This is a genomic window from Arenibacter sp. F26102 (assembly GCF_023015865.1).
Taxonomy (GTDB): Bacteria; Bacteroidota; Bacteroidia; order Flavobacteriales; family Flavobacteriaceae; genus Arenibacter.
The window spans coordinates 187,632-202,992 of record NZ_JALKBC010000002.1 but is presented as its reverse complement, the minus strand read 5'-3'; the positions used below and the strand labels follow the sequence as shown (position 1 = coordinate 202,992).

Genomic DNA, 15,361 nt, shown 5'->3' with positions numbered 1-15,361 from the left:
AGTACTTTTTGCACATTATTGCGTTAAAATTTAGAACAGTAACTATTGCCATGTTTAAAATTTCTAACCTCTACGGCATCAAGAATTAATCAATAAAAATTATGCTACCATTTTTTGTTTAACAACTGTTAACGAAAGCGATAAGTACATCATAAAGAAGAAATATTTTTATAACTTTATTAAACCAAATTACGCGAAGTACGTGAACTAGACCTATATACCCTTAAAAATTATGCTTTTAAACGTTTCCTATAACAACAAAGAAATTACCAGAAAAATAGACGAAGAAGTAGGAAAACCTTTTACGTTAAAAGAACGCTTTGCCCTGGACGGAATAGGCTCTCCCAAATTATTCATTGTGGACAGCAGCATCGAAATTAAAAATCTATTGATTTTGGACAACAATACCAATTCCTGCAATATAGAATTGAGACCAAAAGGAATCATAATTCGTTTTCGATCCCTGTTGGAAACCTTTGGCCTTATTATTCCATATTACAAGTTTACCCTGTACAAGACCGATCTTGGCATATACACCATTTACAGGGACCAATACTTTATCAAAATAAAATCCGACACCAAGGCCATTCAGAAATTCTTTACCAAATTACTAGGTCATAGGGCCGACAATGCCCCGCCCAATATAGAGGATATTTAAGATATTTTTTTATAAATATATTATGGTCCACCATAGAATAAAAGCAGATAAATTCCACGATAAACGTCCAAAACCATCACATAAAATTCAGGAGCTTTTTAGTACCTTGTCTAAAAATCCATATTATCAAAATATTTAATTCCTACCGCAAAAATCCGTTGCTTTCCATTTCAATTGGAATTCTATCCATATCCACTTTAATTGTGTTTGTGGCCACCAAAGCCACCTACAATTTTATTGAAATGACTTCTATTTGGGTAAGGAACCACTTTGGATATTTCTATTTATATCTCGGGCTAGGATGTGTTCTTCTTTTGCTTGCAATTGCCCTATCACCCTTGGGGAAAATTAAATTAGGAAAGAAAAATGAAAAACCCGAGTATACTGTCTGGGCTTGGACAGCTATGCTCTATAGCGCGGGAATGGGAGCGGGAATTTTACTCCGAGCGGTTCAAGAACCCACTTATATGCAACAAAACCCGCCTTACCTTTCGGATTTGCCCCCAGAAATTCTTGCCTTGGAGTTCACCTTTTACCAGTGGGGATTTACCGCTTGGGCTTTTTATGGACTTTTTGCAATGATTATTGGTTATTATCTCTTTGTTAAAAAGAAAAAAGTACTGGTAAGTTCAACTATAGAAGACATAATTCCAAACAAAGTTGCTCGGACAGGTATAGATGTGCTTACCATTATGACAACGGTTTTCGGGTTGGTCGCGGCTATAGGCTTAGGGACTACCCAAATTAACGGTGGCTTAAATTACATTTCCTCCTCCAATTTCGGTCTAATGGCCACACTATTGCTCACCACCATCATTTCGGCCTTGGCTTTCTATTCAGCATGGAAAGGAGTAAACAAGGGAATACAAGTATTGTCCAAAGTCAACATCCTTATTACATTGGCGGTATTGCTTTTTACGCTTATTAAAAGCGACATCCCTAAGGTCATGAACAATTTTTTCGCCGCTACCTTCCAGTATATAATTGACTTTATACCCCTGAGTTTAGCATTTGGCAGTTACGATCCAGGTATGGCTTTTCTTACCGATTGGACCTTCTACTACTGGGCATTTTGGTTGGCATGGGCTCCTTTCACAGGGATTTTTATCGCTAGAATATCGAAAGGGCGCAGCCTAAGGCAGTTGTTATTGGGAGTTTTGGTCATTCCAAGTTTGGGTACGTTTTTTTGGTTTTCGGTATTTGGAACCTCGGCCTTTCAACTTATAGAAGGGTGGGGAAGTTACAAGGGTGAATTTGATGGGGTATTTTCCTCGATATTTGTGTTTTTCGGAAACTATCCCTTTGCCACGGTTCTAAATATTACCACTATAGTCTTATTAATCGGTTTTTTGGTAACCTCCGTAGATTCTGCTGTTTTTGTATTAAGTATGTTTTCTGATAAAGGCAAAAAAGACCCCAGCAAGAGGCATCGCTTAATTTGGTCCCTTTTTATCTTTCTTGCTACGATCGCGCTAATTCTATTGGGCAATGCAAAACCGGAGGTGGATGTATTGATTGCTGCGCAAAAGCTATTGATCATAACCTCACTACCCTTTGCTTTTTTTATGGTCTTTATGACCTTTGTCTTTCTAAAAGAACTTTTTGGACACCATAAGAATTCCTACCTAAAAGCCAATAAAAATTAAAAAAATGATTTAAGATCTTAATTCTTCGGCAGAAATACCTCTGCCATCATACAACGTGCACTACCACCTCCGCAGGTTTCAATAGTATCCAAAGAACTATGCATAATGGCACAATGCTTTTCCAACGCCTGTACCTGATCAGGTCTTAAACTATTATAGGCAGCCGTACTCATTACCAAAAAGCGTTTATCACCCATCCCCAAGACCTGAAGCATATTCCCTGCAAAATGGTACATCTGCTTTTCGGAAATGGCAATAATTTCTTTACCATCTTGCTTTAAATGGTTTACGACATTCTTTTTTTCTTTTTTATCGTCGATCGAATCCAAACATATCACCGCGAACGTTTCAGCCAAACACATCATTACGTTTGTATGATAAATAGGTTTTCGGGTACCGGCCACGGATTGATTAGCTGTAAACACAACAGGGGTATATTCAAAATCCTCACAAAACTCAATAAATAAATCCTCATCCGCCCTGCCCGAAAGAGCGCAATACGCCTTTTCATTTACCCTATCCATAACAATACTTCCTGTACCTTCAAGAAAAAAGCCTTCCTCCTCAGCAGAAGTATAGTCCATTACATTTTCTATAACGAACCCCCTTTGTTCCAATATGGCAAGAATATCCTCCCTTCGTTCATTTCTTCTGTTCTCGGCAAACATAGGATAAATCCCCACAGTCCCATCTGCATGGAAGGACACCCAATTGTTTGGGAATATGGAATCTGGGGTATCTACATCCTTTTTGTCATCTACCACTATAACATTTACCCCCTTTTCCCTTAGAACTAATACAAGGGCATCAAACTCCTCCTGTGCCCTGGCATTTATTTCCTGATTTTTTAAATCAAGATCCTCCTGAAAATAATTATTAACTGCGGTTTGCTCGTTCATTCTAAAATTTACGGGGCGAACCATCAAAATGGTATTGGTAACTTGCTTTTTATTATTCACTTTTCAATTGGGTATTACAAAACACTTTCGCATTAAATCTCTGCAAAATTAGTTTATTTATTTCCCAGTATGGGCCATATGGATAAATTTAGGACTACATTAATCCCTTACCAAAGGTAAAGTGCTACATCTTAAGAGCCCTTCTTGTTTGGCTATCTCTGCGTAGGCAATTTCCTCAACCGTAAAGCCATGTTCCCGTAACCAATTATTCAATCTGGTAAAATTACGCTCCGAAACCACTACGGTCGGGGAAATGGAAAAAACGTTGCTCATCATATTGTACATCTCCTCTTTGGTAATCTCAAAAACATTGTCACTCCCAAAATAATTCAACAACCATAGATATTCTTCTTCCTTTAAAAAACCATTTTTATGTAAAATTGCCTTATCCTTACCAACGGGCTGAAAACAACAATCCAAATGCAGTGCATTTTCACGTGCATTGGTATTTGACTTTCGAAGCTCAAATGCCTTTACCTTTTTATGCGGAAATTGTTTGGCAATAAAATCTACTGCCACCTTATTTGTACGGGCCGTAATATAATCCGGGTAGTCCAAACCCGTATAGGTTCCCATAAAAATATACTCTCCCCATGGCATAACATCACCCCCTTCTATATGTACCTCATTCGGGGGATAAATAATCTGATCTTCATTAATTTTATTAAGTACATATTTGATAGCTTGAAATTCCTTTTCCCTATCCGGAAGAATATTGGCCTTCACGAGCTTGTCATCAATTACAAAAGCGATATCCCTCGAGAATATTTGATTACAATCCTTTAAAACCCTAGGCCTAAAGACCTGCACGTCGTATTTTGTAAATACCTTGGCAAAACCATCCATTTCCTGTACCATATCCTCCTCTTTGGGATAGGTGCCGGCCAATATATGCTCCAATGATTTGGGATCGTAGGCTTCATCTGGTTTTGGAGTGGGGCCACAGCTTTTGGCAGTCCCCAGCACCACAGATCTTAATCGCGAAGTTTCATCCTGTACATTCAACTTTAGCATACCCGAATTTTATGTAAAGATAGAAATACTTATTTTGATAAATAAAAACTGCCCTTTGTGAAAAATACACAAAGGGCAGTTTATTATAATTTATACCTTACTTATCTCTTTTCCACAGGGACAAAAGGTCTTAAGGTCTCGCCTATATAAACTTGTCGTGGACGACCAATTGGCTCATTTTTCAATCTCATTTCCCTCCATTGGGCAATCCATCCCGGTAGGCGGCCCAATGCAAACATTACAGTAAACATTTCTGTTGGAATTCCCAAGGCCCTATATATAATACCTGAGTAAAAATCAACATTAGGATATAATTTTCTATCTACAAAATATTTATCCTCCAGGGCTTCCTTGGCCAAACCTTTGGCTATATCCAAAATAGGATCATCAATACCCAAATCGGCCAAAACTTCCTCCGCGGCTTTTTTGATAATCTTTGCCCTTGGATCAAAATTCTTATACACTCTATGTCCAAAGCCCATTAAACGGAATGGATCGTTCCTATCCTTGGCCTTGGCCATATACTTTTTAGTATCTCCACCATCAGCTTCAATGGCCTCGAGCATTTCCAATACTGCCTGGTTTGCCCCACCGTGCAATGGACCCCAAAGAGCACATATACCGGCGGAAATAGAGGCGAATAAACCTGCATGGGAAGATCCTACAATACGCACCGTCGAAGTAGAACAGTTTTGCTCATGGTCTGCATGTAAGATCAGTAATTTATCCAAGGCATCTATAACAATCTTATTCGACTCATACCTATGACTTGGTCTCTTGAACATCATTTTATGGATATTCTCGACATAACCCAAAGAATCATCCCCATAGTCTAACGGCCATCCTTTTTTCTTTCTGAGGGTCCAGGCAACCAAAACCGGAAACTTTGCCAAAATCCTAACAATGGCCCAATACATTTCCTTTTCGGAAGACACGTTTACAGATGTTGGATTAAAGGCTATTAGCGCACTGGTTAAACTTGAAAGTACACCCATTGGATGTGCTGATTTCGGAAAACCATCCAAAATCTTCTTCATCTCCTCATCTACATGGGACTCGCCTTTAATATCATTATGGAATTTTGCCAATTGATCCTTATTCGGCAGCTCCCCAAAAATTAACAAATATGCTACTTCCAAGAAATCGGCCTTCTCCGCCAATTCCTCAATAGAATAACCACGATACCGTAAAATTCCCTTTTCACCGTCCAAAAAAGTAATGGCACTCTCACAAGAGCCAGTATTCTTGAAACCAGGATCTATCGTTATCATACCAGAAGTGGCCCTCATAGTTTTGATATCTATAGCCACTTCATTTTCGGTACCTTCTATAACTGGAAATTCAAATTTTTTTCCTTTGTATTCTAAACTCGCGTTATTCGCCATTCCTAAATTCCTGTTTTGTTCGATTCTCCGTAAAAATACTAAAAACACCCAAGGTTAACAATTGAAGAATTCTTATTTATTGAATAATTATTAAATCTTCACGAAACCTAATATGATTGTGTATCTATTGATTAATGGAATATAAATATTTATAGTAATCATCCACCGATTTTTCCCAAGTGAACCTCATTTTTTTAGCATTGTCCTGAATCTCCCTCCACTTTGGCTTGTCATTTACAAAAACGTCCAAAGCCTGATCCAATACAACAAGCATATTTTTAATTTTGTCGTCATAGGTCTTACCGTCAAAACTGAACCCTGTTCTCATATGCTCGACAGTATCTCTCAAACCACCAGTATTATGTACCAGGCAAGGGTTGCCATTACGCATGGCCAACATTTGGCTAATGCCACAAGGTTCAAACAAACTGGGCATAAAATAGAGATCTGTCTCCAAATAAATAGAATCGATCAAGTCTTCTGATTGTCCGTTGGTAAATATAAAGTTTTTGTGTTCGTAACTCAATTGACGAAATAACTCCTCGTATTCAGGTGCACCAGTACCCAAGAGCATAAAGATTCCATCAACTTTTTTAAGTCGTTTAAGGATTTCAACAAAAGCCTCAGGAGAACGTTTAAAAAAGTAAAACTTCTGTTCCGTTAAACGGGCTACACTTGAGACAATGAATTTAGGCTTGTCCGTAACATATTCCATTACTTTCTCACCCGTATGCGCCAAAAAATCGGCCTTATACTTTTTGGATTCCTCCTGCAACCATCTAAATAAAGCTTTTACCGTATTGCGATACAATAATCCCTTTTCCGCTGCGCGAATATTCTTGTAATTGGAACCATTGAGAATACCGAATAACCTCCCTTGATTATTGGCTTCCTGTAAGTCCGATTCCAAGCTTTCTCCCCCTATAAATTCTGGTGGAGCACTTGGCCTAAGTACATCTTCCTTGTAAGAGGGAGATACCGTATGAACGGCATCTGCCAACCGGATACCGACGGCCATTAGGTTAATACAGTCTTGATACCTATGATCCATTAACCTCGGTATATCTATGGGAATACTGGGAAACCAATTTCCAAGTGATGAGTAATTATCGTAAAATGGGCGTATCCCTTGAATGGCAAGATTGTGAATGGTATATACATACCGCATTTTCTTTAACGCCTGATATTCGGGATGATAGGTTTTCAAAAACAATACTAAGCTAGAATGCCAATCGTGCATGTGCACAATATCCAAATCGCCAAAAGCCCCAACTTTAATCGCCTCAGCCACGGCAGTACAAAAAATAGTAAACTTAATATTATCCGTATAAAAAGCTTCTTCCGGGTCATCGTGATATATATGTCCTATTTCCCCAGCCGTAATTTCCGGATGATGAATTACATAATGATGTAAATTCGCAAACTCCTTTTTAGGGACAACTTCGTACAACTCTGCAACATACACCGTTCCCCGCAAGTTAAGATTTAGATTGGTAATGAAAGTTCCATTCTGATGCAATCTCGAATAGGACGGCACTACAACGTGTGCCGTATCTCCCCTTTCCGAAATCTGTCGAGGAACATCCCTAACCACATCACCCATGCCACCGGCCTTACATTTAGGAATACCATCATTCTCCGCAGCTACAAATAGAAAGTTATTCATTTAATCTAGAATTTGGTTGTACAAATTGGTTTATTAATAATAAGTATGATAATATAATTATTTATTTCTGATATGTAAACAAACCTCCATGATATTTAAAAAAAAAAGCCATTCTGTACAGAATGGCTTTTTTTTGACAATAAAAATGTTGTATTATTTTATCTTGAAGGCATTTACTCCAGGATAATAAGCTGTACTTCCCAATTCTTCCTCAATTCTTAACAATTGGTTATATTTTGCCATTCTATCAGATCTGGAAGCTGAACCTGTTTTAATTTGACCTGTATTCAAAGCAACGGCCAAATCTGCAATAGTGTTATCCTCAGTCTCTCCAGAACGATGAGACATAACGGAGGTATATCCAGCGTTTTTAGCCATATTTACAGCAGCTATAGTTTCTGTTAATGTTCCTATCTGATTTACCTTGATAAGGATAGAATTGGCTATACCATTCTTAATCCCCTTGGATAAACGCTCAACATTGGTAACGAATAGATCATCACCAACCAATTGTACTTTATCGCCAATTTTCTCGGTCAAAGACTTCCAACCGTCCCAATCGTTCTCATCCATTCCATCTTCAATAGAAATAATGGGATATTTAGCGCTCAATTCTGCCAAATATTGGGCTTGCTCTTCAGAAGTTCTTACCACTCCCTTATCACCCTCGAATTTGGTATAGTCGTATTTACCATTTACATAAAATTCTGCGGCGGCACAATCCAGGGCGATCATAACATCATCTCCTAATTTGTATCCTGCCTTTTCCACTGCTTTTGCAATAGTATCCAATGCATCTTCTGTGCCACCGGCAAGGTTTGGTGCAAATCCACCTTCATCACCTACTGCCGTACTAAGGCCCCTATCATGTAAAACTTTCTTAAGGTTGTGGAAAATTTCCGTACCCATCTGCATGGCGTGCGAAAAATTATTGGCCTTAACAGGCATTACCATAAATTCCTGAAAAGCTATCGGAGCATCGGAATGCGAACCTCCATTGATTATATTCATCATTGGTACTGGCAAGGTATTGGCACTTACACCACCTACATATCTAAATAAAGACAATCCCAATTCATTGGCAGCTGCCTTGGCAACAGCAAGGGAAACGCCCAAAATGGCATTGGCACCCAATTTCGATTTATTGGGCGTACCATCCAAATCGATCATAGTTTGATCTACCAAATTTTGTTCAAAAACGGACATACCCAGTATCTCCTCAGCAATAACAGTATTTACGTTATTCACCGCTTTTCCAACTCCTTTACCCATGAAAGATTTTCCTCCATCACGAAGCTCTACCGCTTCGTGTTCACCTGTAGAAGCTCCAGACGGAACTGCCGCCCTACCCATAACACCATTTTCAGTAATTACGTCTACCTCTACTGTTGGATTACCTCTTGAATCCAAAATTTGTCTTGCATGAACACTTAGGATGATACTCATATGTCTTACTTTTTTTTAGTTAATTTAATATGCAAATATAGCAAAGGAAGCGCTTTTCACCCCACTATTATTAGCTTTATTGATGGATTAATAACAATAAATTAAAACTATAACGTTTTAGTTTACCGTGGATTGGATCATTTCAAAAAATTGATCAAAAAGATAATCTGCATCATGTGGACCCGGACTTGCTTCTGGGTGATATTGAACAGAAAAAACATTTTTATTTTTCATTTTTATCCCAGCTACGGTGTTGTCATTAAGATGAAGATGGGTTACTTCCAAATCTGGATTGGATTCGGCCTCTTCCCTATTTATGGCAAAACCATGATTTTGGGAAGTAATCTCTCCCTTTCCTGTTACCAAATTCATAACAGGATGATTAATACCCCTATGCCCATTGTGCATTTTATAGGTAGAAACCCCGTTAGCCAGCGCCAGTACCTGATGTCCCAGGCAAATTCCAAACAGTGGCTTGTCCGATTTGATCATTTCTTTAGCGGAAGCTATTGCCTCTTGCAATGGATCCGGATCTCCTGGACCATTGGAAATAAAATAACCGTCAGGATTCCAAGCACTCATTTCCTTGAAAGTTGCGTTGTAAGGAAAAACTTTTATGTATGCGCCTCTTTTGGCCAAATTCCGCAAAATATTTTTCTTAATTCCTATATCCAAGGCAGATACTTTATATTTCGCATTCTCATCCCCGTAGAAATATGGTTCTTTGGTAGAAACTTTGGAAGCAAGCTCCAAGCCTTCCATACTTGGCACTTCTGCCAGTTGCTTTTTAAGTTCTTCTATATTCTCTACATCCGTAGAAATCACAGCATTCATGGCACCATTGTCCCTGATATAACCCACCAAGGCCCTTGTATCCACATCGGAAATGGCAAACAGATTATTTTTATCCAAAAATTCCTGTAAACTTAAATCAGCATCGGGTCTGGAATAGTTGTAACTAAAGTTTTTACATATTAAGCCTGAGATCTTCACAGAATCGGATTCCACCTCCTCGTTATTGGCTCCATAATTGCCAATATGGGCATTTGTGGTTACCATTAATTGTCCAAAATAGGATGGATCCGTAAATATTTCCTGATAACCGGTCATTCCAGTGTTAAAACAAGCCTCTCCAAAGGCAGTTCCTTCCTTGTCTCCTACGGCCTTACCGTGAAAAATGGTCCCATCGGCCAGCAACAGTATTGCTTTTTTTCTTGTTTGATACTTCATTTTTGGTCTTACAATTTTCGTTTTGCAAAAATAACATAAAAAAAGGATAAGCTTTTAGGCTTATCCTTTAACAATTATTAATATTTAATAACAATTCTATTCTTGGGAATCATCAGCTTTTTTTTCTTCTGCCTTAGTTTCAACTTTAGCATCTACTTTTGCTCCCTCTTCAACAACTGGGGTATCCTCTACTTTTTTGCTCCTACCCCTTCTTGTAGTTTTTTGTTTCTTAGGCTTACCAGCATTGTAAATTTCATTGAAATCCACAAGCTCTATCATTGCCATGTCAGCATTATCCCCAAGACGATTACCCAATTTAATAATTCTGGTATAACCACCTGGTCTGTCTGCTACCTTTTCAGCAACACTGCTGAAAAGTTCTGTCACCGCGTACTTGTCACGAAGACTTTTAAAAACAATACGTCTATTATGGGTACCTTTTTCCACAGACTGATTATTTTCAGCTTTGGATTTGGTAATCAATGGTTCTACAAACTGCTTTAAAGCTTTTGCTTTAGCAACAGTTGTATTAATTCGCTTATGCTCTATTAATGAACAGGCCATGTTTGCCAACATAGATTTCCTATGGGCCGCCTTTCTTCCTAAATGATTAACTTTCTTACCGTGTCTCATTGTTCTTTTCTATATTCTTTCTCAGTCTTGATATTCCCAATTCCTTTGAAAGTTCAATTAATCTTTATCCAATTTATATTTTGACAAATCCATTCCAAAGCTTAAGCCTTTGTTGATAACCAGCTCTTCCAATTCGGTCAAGGATTTTTTACCAAAGTTTCTAAACTTCATTAAATCGTTCTTATTGAAAGAAACCAAATCTCCAAGTGTATCCACTTCTGCTGCCTTTAAACAGTTCAATGCTCTAACAGAAAGATCCATATCAACCAATTTGGTTTTCAATAGTTGACGCATATGCAATGATTCCTCATCATACGTCTCTGTTTGTGCTATCTCGTCTGCCTCCAAGGTAATACGCTCATCGGAAAACAACATAAAGTGGTGTATTAAAACTTTAGCTCCTTCGGTCAATGCCTCTTTTGGATGAATTGAACCATCGGTTGCAATTTCAAAAACCAATTTCTCATAATCGGTCTTTTGTTCTACACGAAAGTTTTCTATACTGTACTTTACATTTTTTATAGGAGTAAAGATAGAATCTACGGCAATTGTACCTAATGGTGCATTGGACTTTTTATTTTCCTCTGCCGGCACATACCCTCTACCTTTATCTATGGTAACCTCCATGTTAATGCTAACCTTGGGGTCCATGTTACAAATAATCAAATCTGGGTTCAATACTTGGTAACCAGAAATAAATTTTTGAAAATCACCTGCAGTCAATTGTTCCTTTCCGCTAACGGAAATAGATACAGTTTCGCTGTCAACGTCATCTATCTGTCTTTTGAAACGAACCTGTTTAAGATTTAGAATGATTTCGGTAACATCTTCCACAACACCGGAAATTACAGAGAACTCATGTTCCACCTTATCAATTCTAACAGAAGTGATAGCAAAACCTTCCAAGGACGAAAGCAAAACTCTTCTTAATGCGTTCCCAACAGTTAGGCCATAACCTGGTTCCAATGGTCGAAATTCGAATTTACCTTCGAAATCGGAGGAATCAATCATTATAACTTTATCGGGCTTCTGAAAATTTAATAATGCCATAATTGGATCAGTGTTGTTTATTTAGAGTATAACTCGACTATTAATTGTTCTTTGATATTCTCTGGAATTTGCATTCTTTCTGGAACGGAAACAAAATTACCTTCCATTTTTTCAGAATTCCAAGTGATCCATTCGTACACGCTGCTATTTGCAGAAAGTGAATCATCGATCGCTTTTAAAGACTTTGATTTTTCCCTAACACCAACAACATCACCAGCTTTTAAGGTATAGGATGGTATATTTACCAACTCTCCATTAACCGTAATATGTCTATGGGAAACCAATTGTCTTGCACCACTCCTAGAAGGAGAGATACCCATTCTGTAAACAACGTTGTCTAAACGGGATTCACATAATTGAAGTAATACCTCACCAGTTACTCCTTTACTTCTATTTGCTTTCGCGAATATGTTCCGGAATTGTTTTTCCAAAATACCGTAAGTGTATTTTGCTTTTTGCTTTTCCATTAACTGGATAGCGTATTCAGACTTTTTACCACGACGTCTGTTATTACCGTGTTGTCCTGGAGGATAATTTCTTTTCTCAAAAGATTTATCATCTCCGAAAATCGCTTCACCGAATTTACGGGCGATTTTTGTTTTTGGTCCTGTATATCTTGCCATTTTCTTTTAGTTTGGAAATGTGATCATGAATTAAGGCTTATCCTTCGATAATCGTATCTACATCTCCTTGAAATACCCCTAGGGGCAATTGATTACTATTAATTATACTCTTCTTCTTTTTGGTGGTCTACAACCATTGTGAGGCATTGGAGTTACATCGATGATCTCTGTAACCTCAATTCCTGAGTTATGTATAGAACGGATAGCAGATTCCCTACCATTTCCTGGTCCTTTTACATAAACCTTTACCTTTCTTAAACCAGCTTCGTGAGCAACTTTAGCACAATCCTCAGAAGCTATTTGAGCTGCATAAGGAGTGTTCTTTTTAGAACCCCTGAAACCCATTTTACCAGCTGAAGACCAAGAAATTACGTCACCCTTCTTATTGGTTAAAGAAATAATAATATTATTAAAAGAAGCAGTAACATGGGCTTCACCCACAGACTCTACTATAACCTTACGCTTCTTTGCTGCTTTTGCACTTGCCTTTGCCATAATATCCTAATTATTATTTAGTTGCCTTCTTCTTGTTAGCAACTGTTTTCCTCTTACCTTTTCTTGTCCTAGAGTTGTTCTTGGTACGTTGACCTCTTAAAGGCAGACCCGATCTATGGCGAATACCTCTATAACAACCTATATCCATTAAACGCTTAATGTTCAATTGGTTTTCGGAACGCAATTCTCCTTCTATAGTCAAAGAAGAAACTGCCTCACGAATACGACCAATCTCATCATCGTTCCATTCAGATACTTTGGTATCCTCACTTACTTGGGCAGTAGATAAAATCTCCTTAGCCCTACTTTTTCCTATACCAAAGATATAGGTTAGGGCTATTACCCCTCTTTTCTGTTTTGGTATGTCTACACCTGCAATTCTTGCCATAATTACCCTTGTCTTTGTTTAAATCTAGGATTCTTTTTATTAATTACGTACAATCTGCCTTTTCTACGTACAATCTTGCACTCGGCACTTCTTTTCTTAATTGATGCTCTAACTTTCATCCTATTTACTTAATATCTATATGTAATTCTTGCTTTACTCAAATCGTAAGGGCTCATTTCGAGCTTAACCTTATCCCCTGGAAGTAACTTAATATAATGCATACGCATTTTTCCAGAGATATGCGCCGTTACCACATGACCGTTTTCCAACTCCACGCGGAACATGGCATTTGACAATGCCTCAATTATGCTTCCATCCTGCTCTATCGCTGCCTGTTTAGCCATAATCTATGCTACCTTTCTATTTTTACCTGATTTCATCAATCCGTCGTAATGTCTATTCAACAAATATGAATTTACCTGTTGTACTGTATCGATCGCAACACCTACCATAATCAGCAATGATGTTCCGCCGTAAAACAATGCCCAGCCTGCCTGCACATCCATAAGCTTCACGATTACTGCCGGCAATACCGCCAATAACGCAAGGAATACAGATCCTGGTAATGTAATCAATGACATTATCTTATCCAAGAAATCCCCAGTTTCCTTTCCTGGTCTAATTCCCGGAATAAAACCACCACTTCTTTTTAAGTCATCGGCCATCTTATTGGTAGGTACCGTAATCGCCGTATAGAAATAGGTGAAAACGATGATCAAAAACCCGAACAAAAGATTGTAAGCCAATCCGAAAATGTCCTGGAACTGAACCTCCATCCATTGTCCAACCGCCGTGTTATTAAATGTCTTACCCAAAAGTCCTGGCGCAAACATAATAGCCTGTGCAAATATAATAGGCATAACTCCAGAAGCATTCAATTTTAAAGGAATGTACTGTCTAGATCCCATGATATTCTTTTCATAACCACCGGAAGCTGTTCTTCTTGCATACTGAACCGGAATCTGACGAGTAGCCATCACCAACAGTACACATAATAGGATTACAACGAACCATATAATAACCTCAATAAGCATGAACATAAGTCCACCGTTGTTATTTGCGGTTCTTGATATAAATTCTTGAACAAAATTCTGAGGCATATTGGCTATGATACCAACCATAATCAATAGGGAAATACCGTTACCAATACCTTTATCGGTAATTTTCTCACCCAACCACATTGCGAAAATTGTTCCAGCAACCAAAATTATTACCGATGGGATAATAAAATTAAGTCCCTTTCCAAATACAAATGCACTTTCAGGAACACCTAAGGCTCCCAAACTATACAAATAAGCAGGAGCTTGAACAATACATATACCGATGGTAAGCCATCTGGTAATTTGATTGATTGTCTTTCTTCCGCTTTCACCTTCCTTCTGCAACTTTTGAAGATAAGGAATGGCTATACCCATTAACTGCACTACAATAGATGCTGAAATATAGGGCATAATACCCAATGCAAAAACCGAAGCATTTGATAACGCACCTCCAGTAAAGGCATTCAATATTCCCAATATACCACTATCAGTACTGGCCGCCAATGCACCCAACTGGGTAGAATCAATACCTGGAAGAACAACTTGGGCACCAAAACGATACACCAAAAGCAAACCAAGGGTAATAATAATTCTACCCTTTAGTTCCTCAATCTTCCAAATATTTGATAATGTCTCGAAAAATTTCTTCATAGTATTCTTTGCTTATAAACTTATAGCCTCACCACCTGCAGCCTCAATAGCAGCCTTTGCGGTAGCTGTAAATTTATGTACAGAAACTTTAAGGGAAGCCTTTAGCTCTCCATTGCCAAGAATCTTAACCAAATCGTTTTTACCAACCAATCCATTTTCAAAAAGTGTATCTAAAGTCACCGTATCCTTAATAGCCCCTTTATCTACCAATTCCTGTAATTTCTCTAGATTGATTCCAGCATAATCCTTTCTATTGATATTCGTGAAACCAAACTTTGGTACACGTCTCTGTAATGGCATTTGACCACCTTCGAAACCAATTTTCTTAGAATAACCAGATCTGGATTTAGCTCCTTTATGCCCTCTGGTAGCAGTACCTCCCTTACCGGAACCTTGACCTCTACCTACGACTTTACCGGCTTTTTGGACAGCACCATCCGCTGGTTTTAAATTACTTAAATTCATAACACTAAAATT

17 protein-coding genes are annotated in these 15,361 nt (G+C 38.2%); 2 read left to right on the top strand and 15 right to left on the bottom strand.

The window, feature by feature from the left end; all coding sequences use genetic code 11:
- Nucleotides 1-232: 232 nt before the first annotated feature.
- Nucleotides 233-658 (top strand): hypothetical protein, encoded by a 426-nt coding sequence (locus MWU78_RS03425; RefSeq protein WP_246994985.1) that lies wholly within the window; start codon nt 233-235, stop codon nt 656-658.
- Between the two features lie 158 nt (nt 659-816).
- Nucleotides 817-2,304, top strand: coding sequence for a BCCT family transporter (locus MWU78_RS03420; RefSeq protein ID WP_246994982.1), 1,488 nt, complete (start codon nt 817-819; stop codon nt 2,302-2,304).
- Nucleotides 2,305-2,321: 17 nt separating this feature from the next.
- Here the strand turns inward: MWU78_RS03420 and MWU78_RS03415 are convergent, their stop codons facing one another.
- The 15 genes from MWU78_RS03415 to rplO all read right to left on the bottom strand — a co-directional run bounded on the left by MWU78_RS03415 (nt 2,322) and on the right by rplO (nt 15,349).
- Nucleotides 2,322-3,203, bottom strand: coding sequence for an arginine deiminase-related protein (locus MWU78_RS03415; RefSeq protein WP_246995290.1), 882 nt, complete (start codon nt 3,201-3,203; stop codon nt 2,322-2,324).
- Nucleotides 3,204-3,362: 159 nt separating this feature from the next.
- Entirely contained in the window at nt 3,363-4,277 is a 915-nt protein-coding gene (locus MWU78_RS03410) for an arginine deiminase family protein (RefSeq protein ID WP_246994980.1), read from the bottom strand.
- A gap of 101 nt (nt 4,278-4,378) precedes the next feature.
- The gene (locus MWU78_RS03405) at nt 4,379-5,662 is read right to left on the bottom strand and encodes a citrate synthase (protein WP_246994978.1); all 1,284 of its coding nucleotides are present in this window, start codon (nt 5,660-5,662) and stop codon (nt 4,379-4,381) included.
- A gap of 124 nt (nt 5,663-5,786) precedes the next feature.
- Complete coding sequence (locus MWU78_RS03400) at nt 5,787-7,328, bottom strand: glycogen/starch synthase (RefSeq protein ID WP_246994976.1); 1,542 nt, start codon at nt 7,326-7,328, stop codon at nt 5,787-5,789.
- 153 nt (nt 7,329-7,481) lie between these two features.
- A complete protein-coding gene (eno, locus tag MWU78_RS03395) occupies nt 7,482-8,774 on the bottom strand; it encodes a phosphopyruvate hydratase (RefSeq protein WP_246994974.1) in 1,293 nt (430 codons plus the stop codon).
- 117 nt (nt 8,775-8,891) lie between these two features.
- The gene (carA, locus tag MWU78_RS03390; protein ID WP_246994972.1) at nt 8,892-10,004 is read right to left on the bottom strand and encodes a glutamine-hydrolyzing carbamoyl-phosphate synthase small subunit; all 1,113 of its coding nucleotides are present in this window, start codon (nt 10,002-10,004) and stop codon (nt 8,892-8,894) included.
- Nucleotides 10,005-10,100: 96 nt separating this feature from the next.
- Entirely contained in the window at nt 10,101-10,637 is a 537-nt protein-coding gene (gene rplQ, locus MWU78_RS03385) for a 50S ribosomal protein L17 (protein ID WP_246994970.1), read from the bottom strand.
- Nucleotides 10,638-10,694: 57 nt separating this feature from the next.
- Nucleotides 10,695-11,687 carry a DNA-directed RNA polymerase subunit alpha gene (locus MWU78_RS03380; RefSeq protein WP_246994968.1) on the bottom strand — a complete coding sequence of 331 codons (993 nt, stop codon included), beginning with the start codon at nt 11,685-11,687 and terminating at the stop codon, nt 10,695-10,697.
- 17 nt (nt 11,688-11,704) lie between these two features.
- Nucleotides 11,705-12,310 (bottom strand): 30S ribosomal protein S4, encoded by a 606-nt coding sequence (gene rpsD / locus MWU78_RS03375; protein WP_246994966.1) that lies wholly within the window; start codon nt 12,308-12,310, stop codon nt 11,705-11,707.
- Between the two features lie 102 nt (nt 12,311-12,412).
- Nucleotides 12,413-12,805, bottom strand: a complete 393-nt coding sequence (rpsK, locus tag MWU78_RS03370) for a 30S ribosomal protein S11 (RefSeq protein ID WP_103440698.1) — start codon at nt 12,803-12,805, stop codon at nt 12,413-12,415.
- Nucleotides 12,806-12,818: 13 nt separating this feature from the next.
- On the bottom strand, nt 12,819-13,193 hold the full coding sequence (gene rpsM, locus MWU78_RS03365) for a 30S ribosomal protein S13 (protein WP_111624280.1): 375 nt from the start codon (nt 13,191-13,193) through the stop codon (nt 12,819-12,821).
- Between the two features lie 2 nt (nt 13,194-13,195).
- Nucleotides 13,196-13,312 carry a type B 50S ribosomal protein L36 gene (gene ykgO, locus MWU78_RS03360; RefSeq protein WP_013621733.1) on the bottom strand — a complete coding sequence of 39 codons (117 nt, stop codon included), beginning with the start codon at nt 13,310-13,312 and terminating at the stop codon, nt 13,196-13,198.
- Between the two features lie 9 nt (nt 13,313-13,321).
- Nucleotides 13,322-13,537 carry a translation initiation factor IF-1 gene (gene infA, locus MWU78_RS03355; RefSeq protein WP_013751343.1) on the bottom strand — a complete coding sequence of 72 codons (216 nt, stop codon included), beginning with the start codon at nt 13,535-13,537 and terminating at the stop codon, nt 13,322-13,324.
- A gap of 3 nt (nt 13,538-13,540) precedes the next feature.
- Nucleotides 13,541-14,884, bottom strand: a complete 1,344-nt coding sequence (secY, locus tag MWU78_RS03350; RefSeq protein WP_187582451.1) for a preprotein translocase subunit SecY — start codon at nt 14,882-14,884, stop codon at nt 13,541-13,543.
- Between the two features lie 12 nt (nt 14,885-14,896).
- Nucleotides 14,897-15,349, bottom strand: coding sequence for a 50S ribosomal protein L15 (gene rplO, locus MWU78_RS03345; protein WP_187582453.1), 453 nt, complete (start codon nt 15,347-15,349; stop codon nt 14,897-14,899).
- Nucleotides 15,350-15,361: the final 12 nt, after the last annotated feature.

Coding starts and splice junctions, on each gene's coding strand:
- MWU78_RS03400 (WP_246994976.1), bottom strand. CDS start 7,328: ATGAATAACTTTCTATTTGTAGCTGCGGAGAATGATGGTATTCCTAAA.
- MWU78_RS03410 (WP_246994980.1), bottom strand. CDS start 4,277: ATGCTAAAGTTGAATGTACAGGATGAAACTTCGCGATTAAGATCTGTG.
- rplQ (WP_246994970.1), bottom strand. CDS start 10,637: ATGAGACACGGTAAGAAAGTTAATCATTTAGGAAGAAAGGCGGCCCAT.
- rplO (WP_187582453.1), bottom strand. CDS start 15,349: ATGAATTTAAGTAATTTAAAACCAGCGGATGGTGCTGTCCAAAAAGCC.
- infA (WP_013751343.1), bottom strand. CDS start 13,537: ATGGCTAAACAGGCAGCGATAGAGCAGGATGGAAGCATAATTGAGGCA.
- MWU78_RS03425 (WP_246994985.1), top strand. CDS start 233: ATGCTTTTAAACGTTTCCTATAACAACAAAGAAATTACCAGAAAAATA.
- secY (WP_187582451.1), bottom strand. CDS start 14,884: ATGAAGAAATTTTTCGAGACATTATCAAATATTTGGAAGATTGAGGAA.
- ykgO (WP_013621733.1), bottom strand. CDS start 13,312: ATGAAAGTTAGAGCATCAATTAAGAAAAGAAGTGCCGAGTGCAAGATT.
- eno (WP_246994974.1), bottom strand. CDS start 8,774: ATGAGTATCATCCTAAGTGTTCATGCAAGACAAATTTTGGATTCAAGA.
- MWU78_RS03405 (WP_246994978.1), bottom strand. CDS start 5,662: ATGGCGAATAACGCGAGTTTAGAATACAAAGGAAAAAAATTTGAATTT.
- rpsD (WP_246994966.1), bottom strand. CDS start 12,310: ATGGCAAGATATACAGGACCAAAAACAAAAATCGCCCGTAAATTCGGT.
- carA (WP_246994972.1), bottom strand. CDS start 10,004: ATGAAGTATCAAACAAGAAAAAAAGCAATACTGTTGCTGGCCGATGGG.
- rpsK (WP_103440698.1), bottom strand. CDS start 12,805: ATGGCAAAGGCAAGTGCAAAAGCAGCAAAGAAGCGTAAGGTTATAGTA.
- rpsM (WP_111624280.1), bottom strand. CDS start 13,193: ATGGCAAGAATTGCAGGTGTAGACATACCAAAACAGAAAAGAGGGGTA.
- MWU78_RS03415 (WP_246995290.1), bottom strand. CDS start 3,203: ATGAACGAGCAAACCGCAGTTAATAATTATTTTCAGGAGGATCTTGAT.
- MWU78_RS03380 (WP_246994968.1), bottom strand. CDS start 11,687: ATGGCATTATTAAATTTTCAGAAGCCCGATAAAGTTATAATGATTGAT.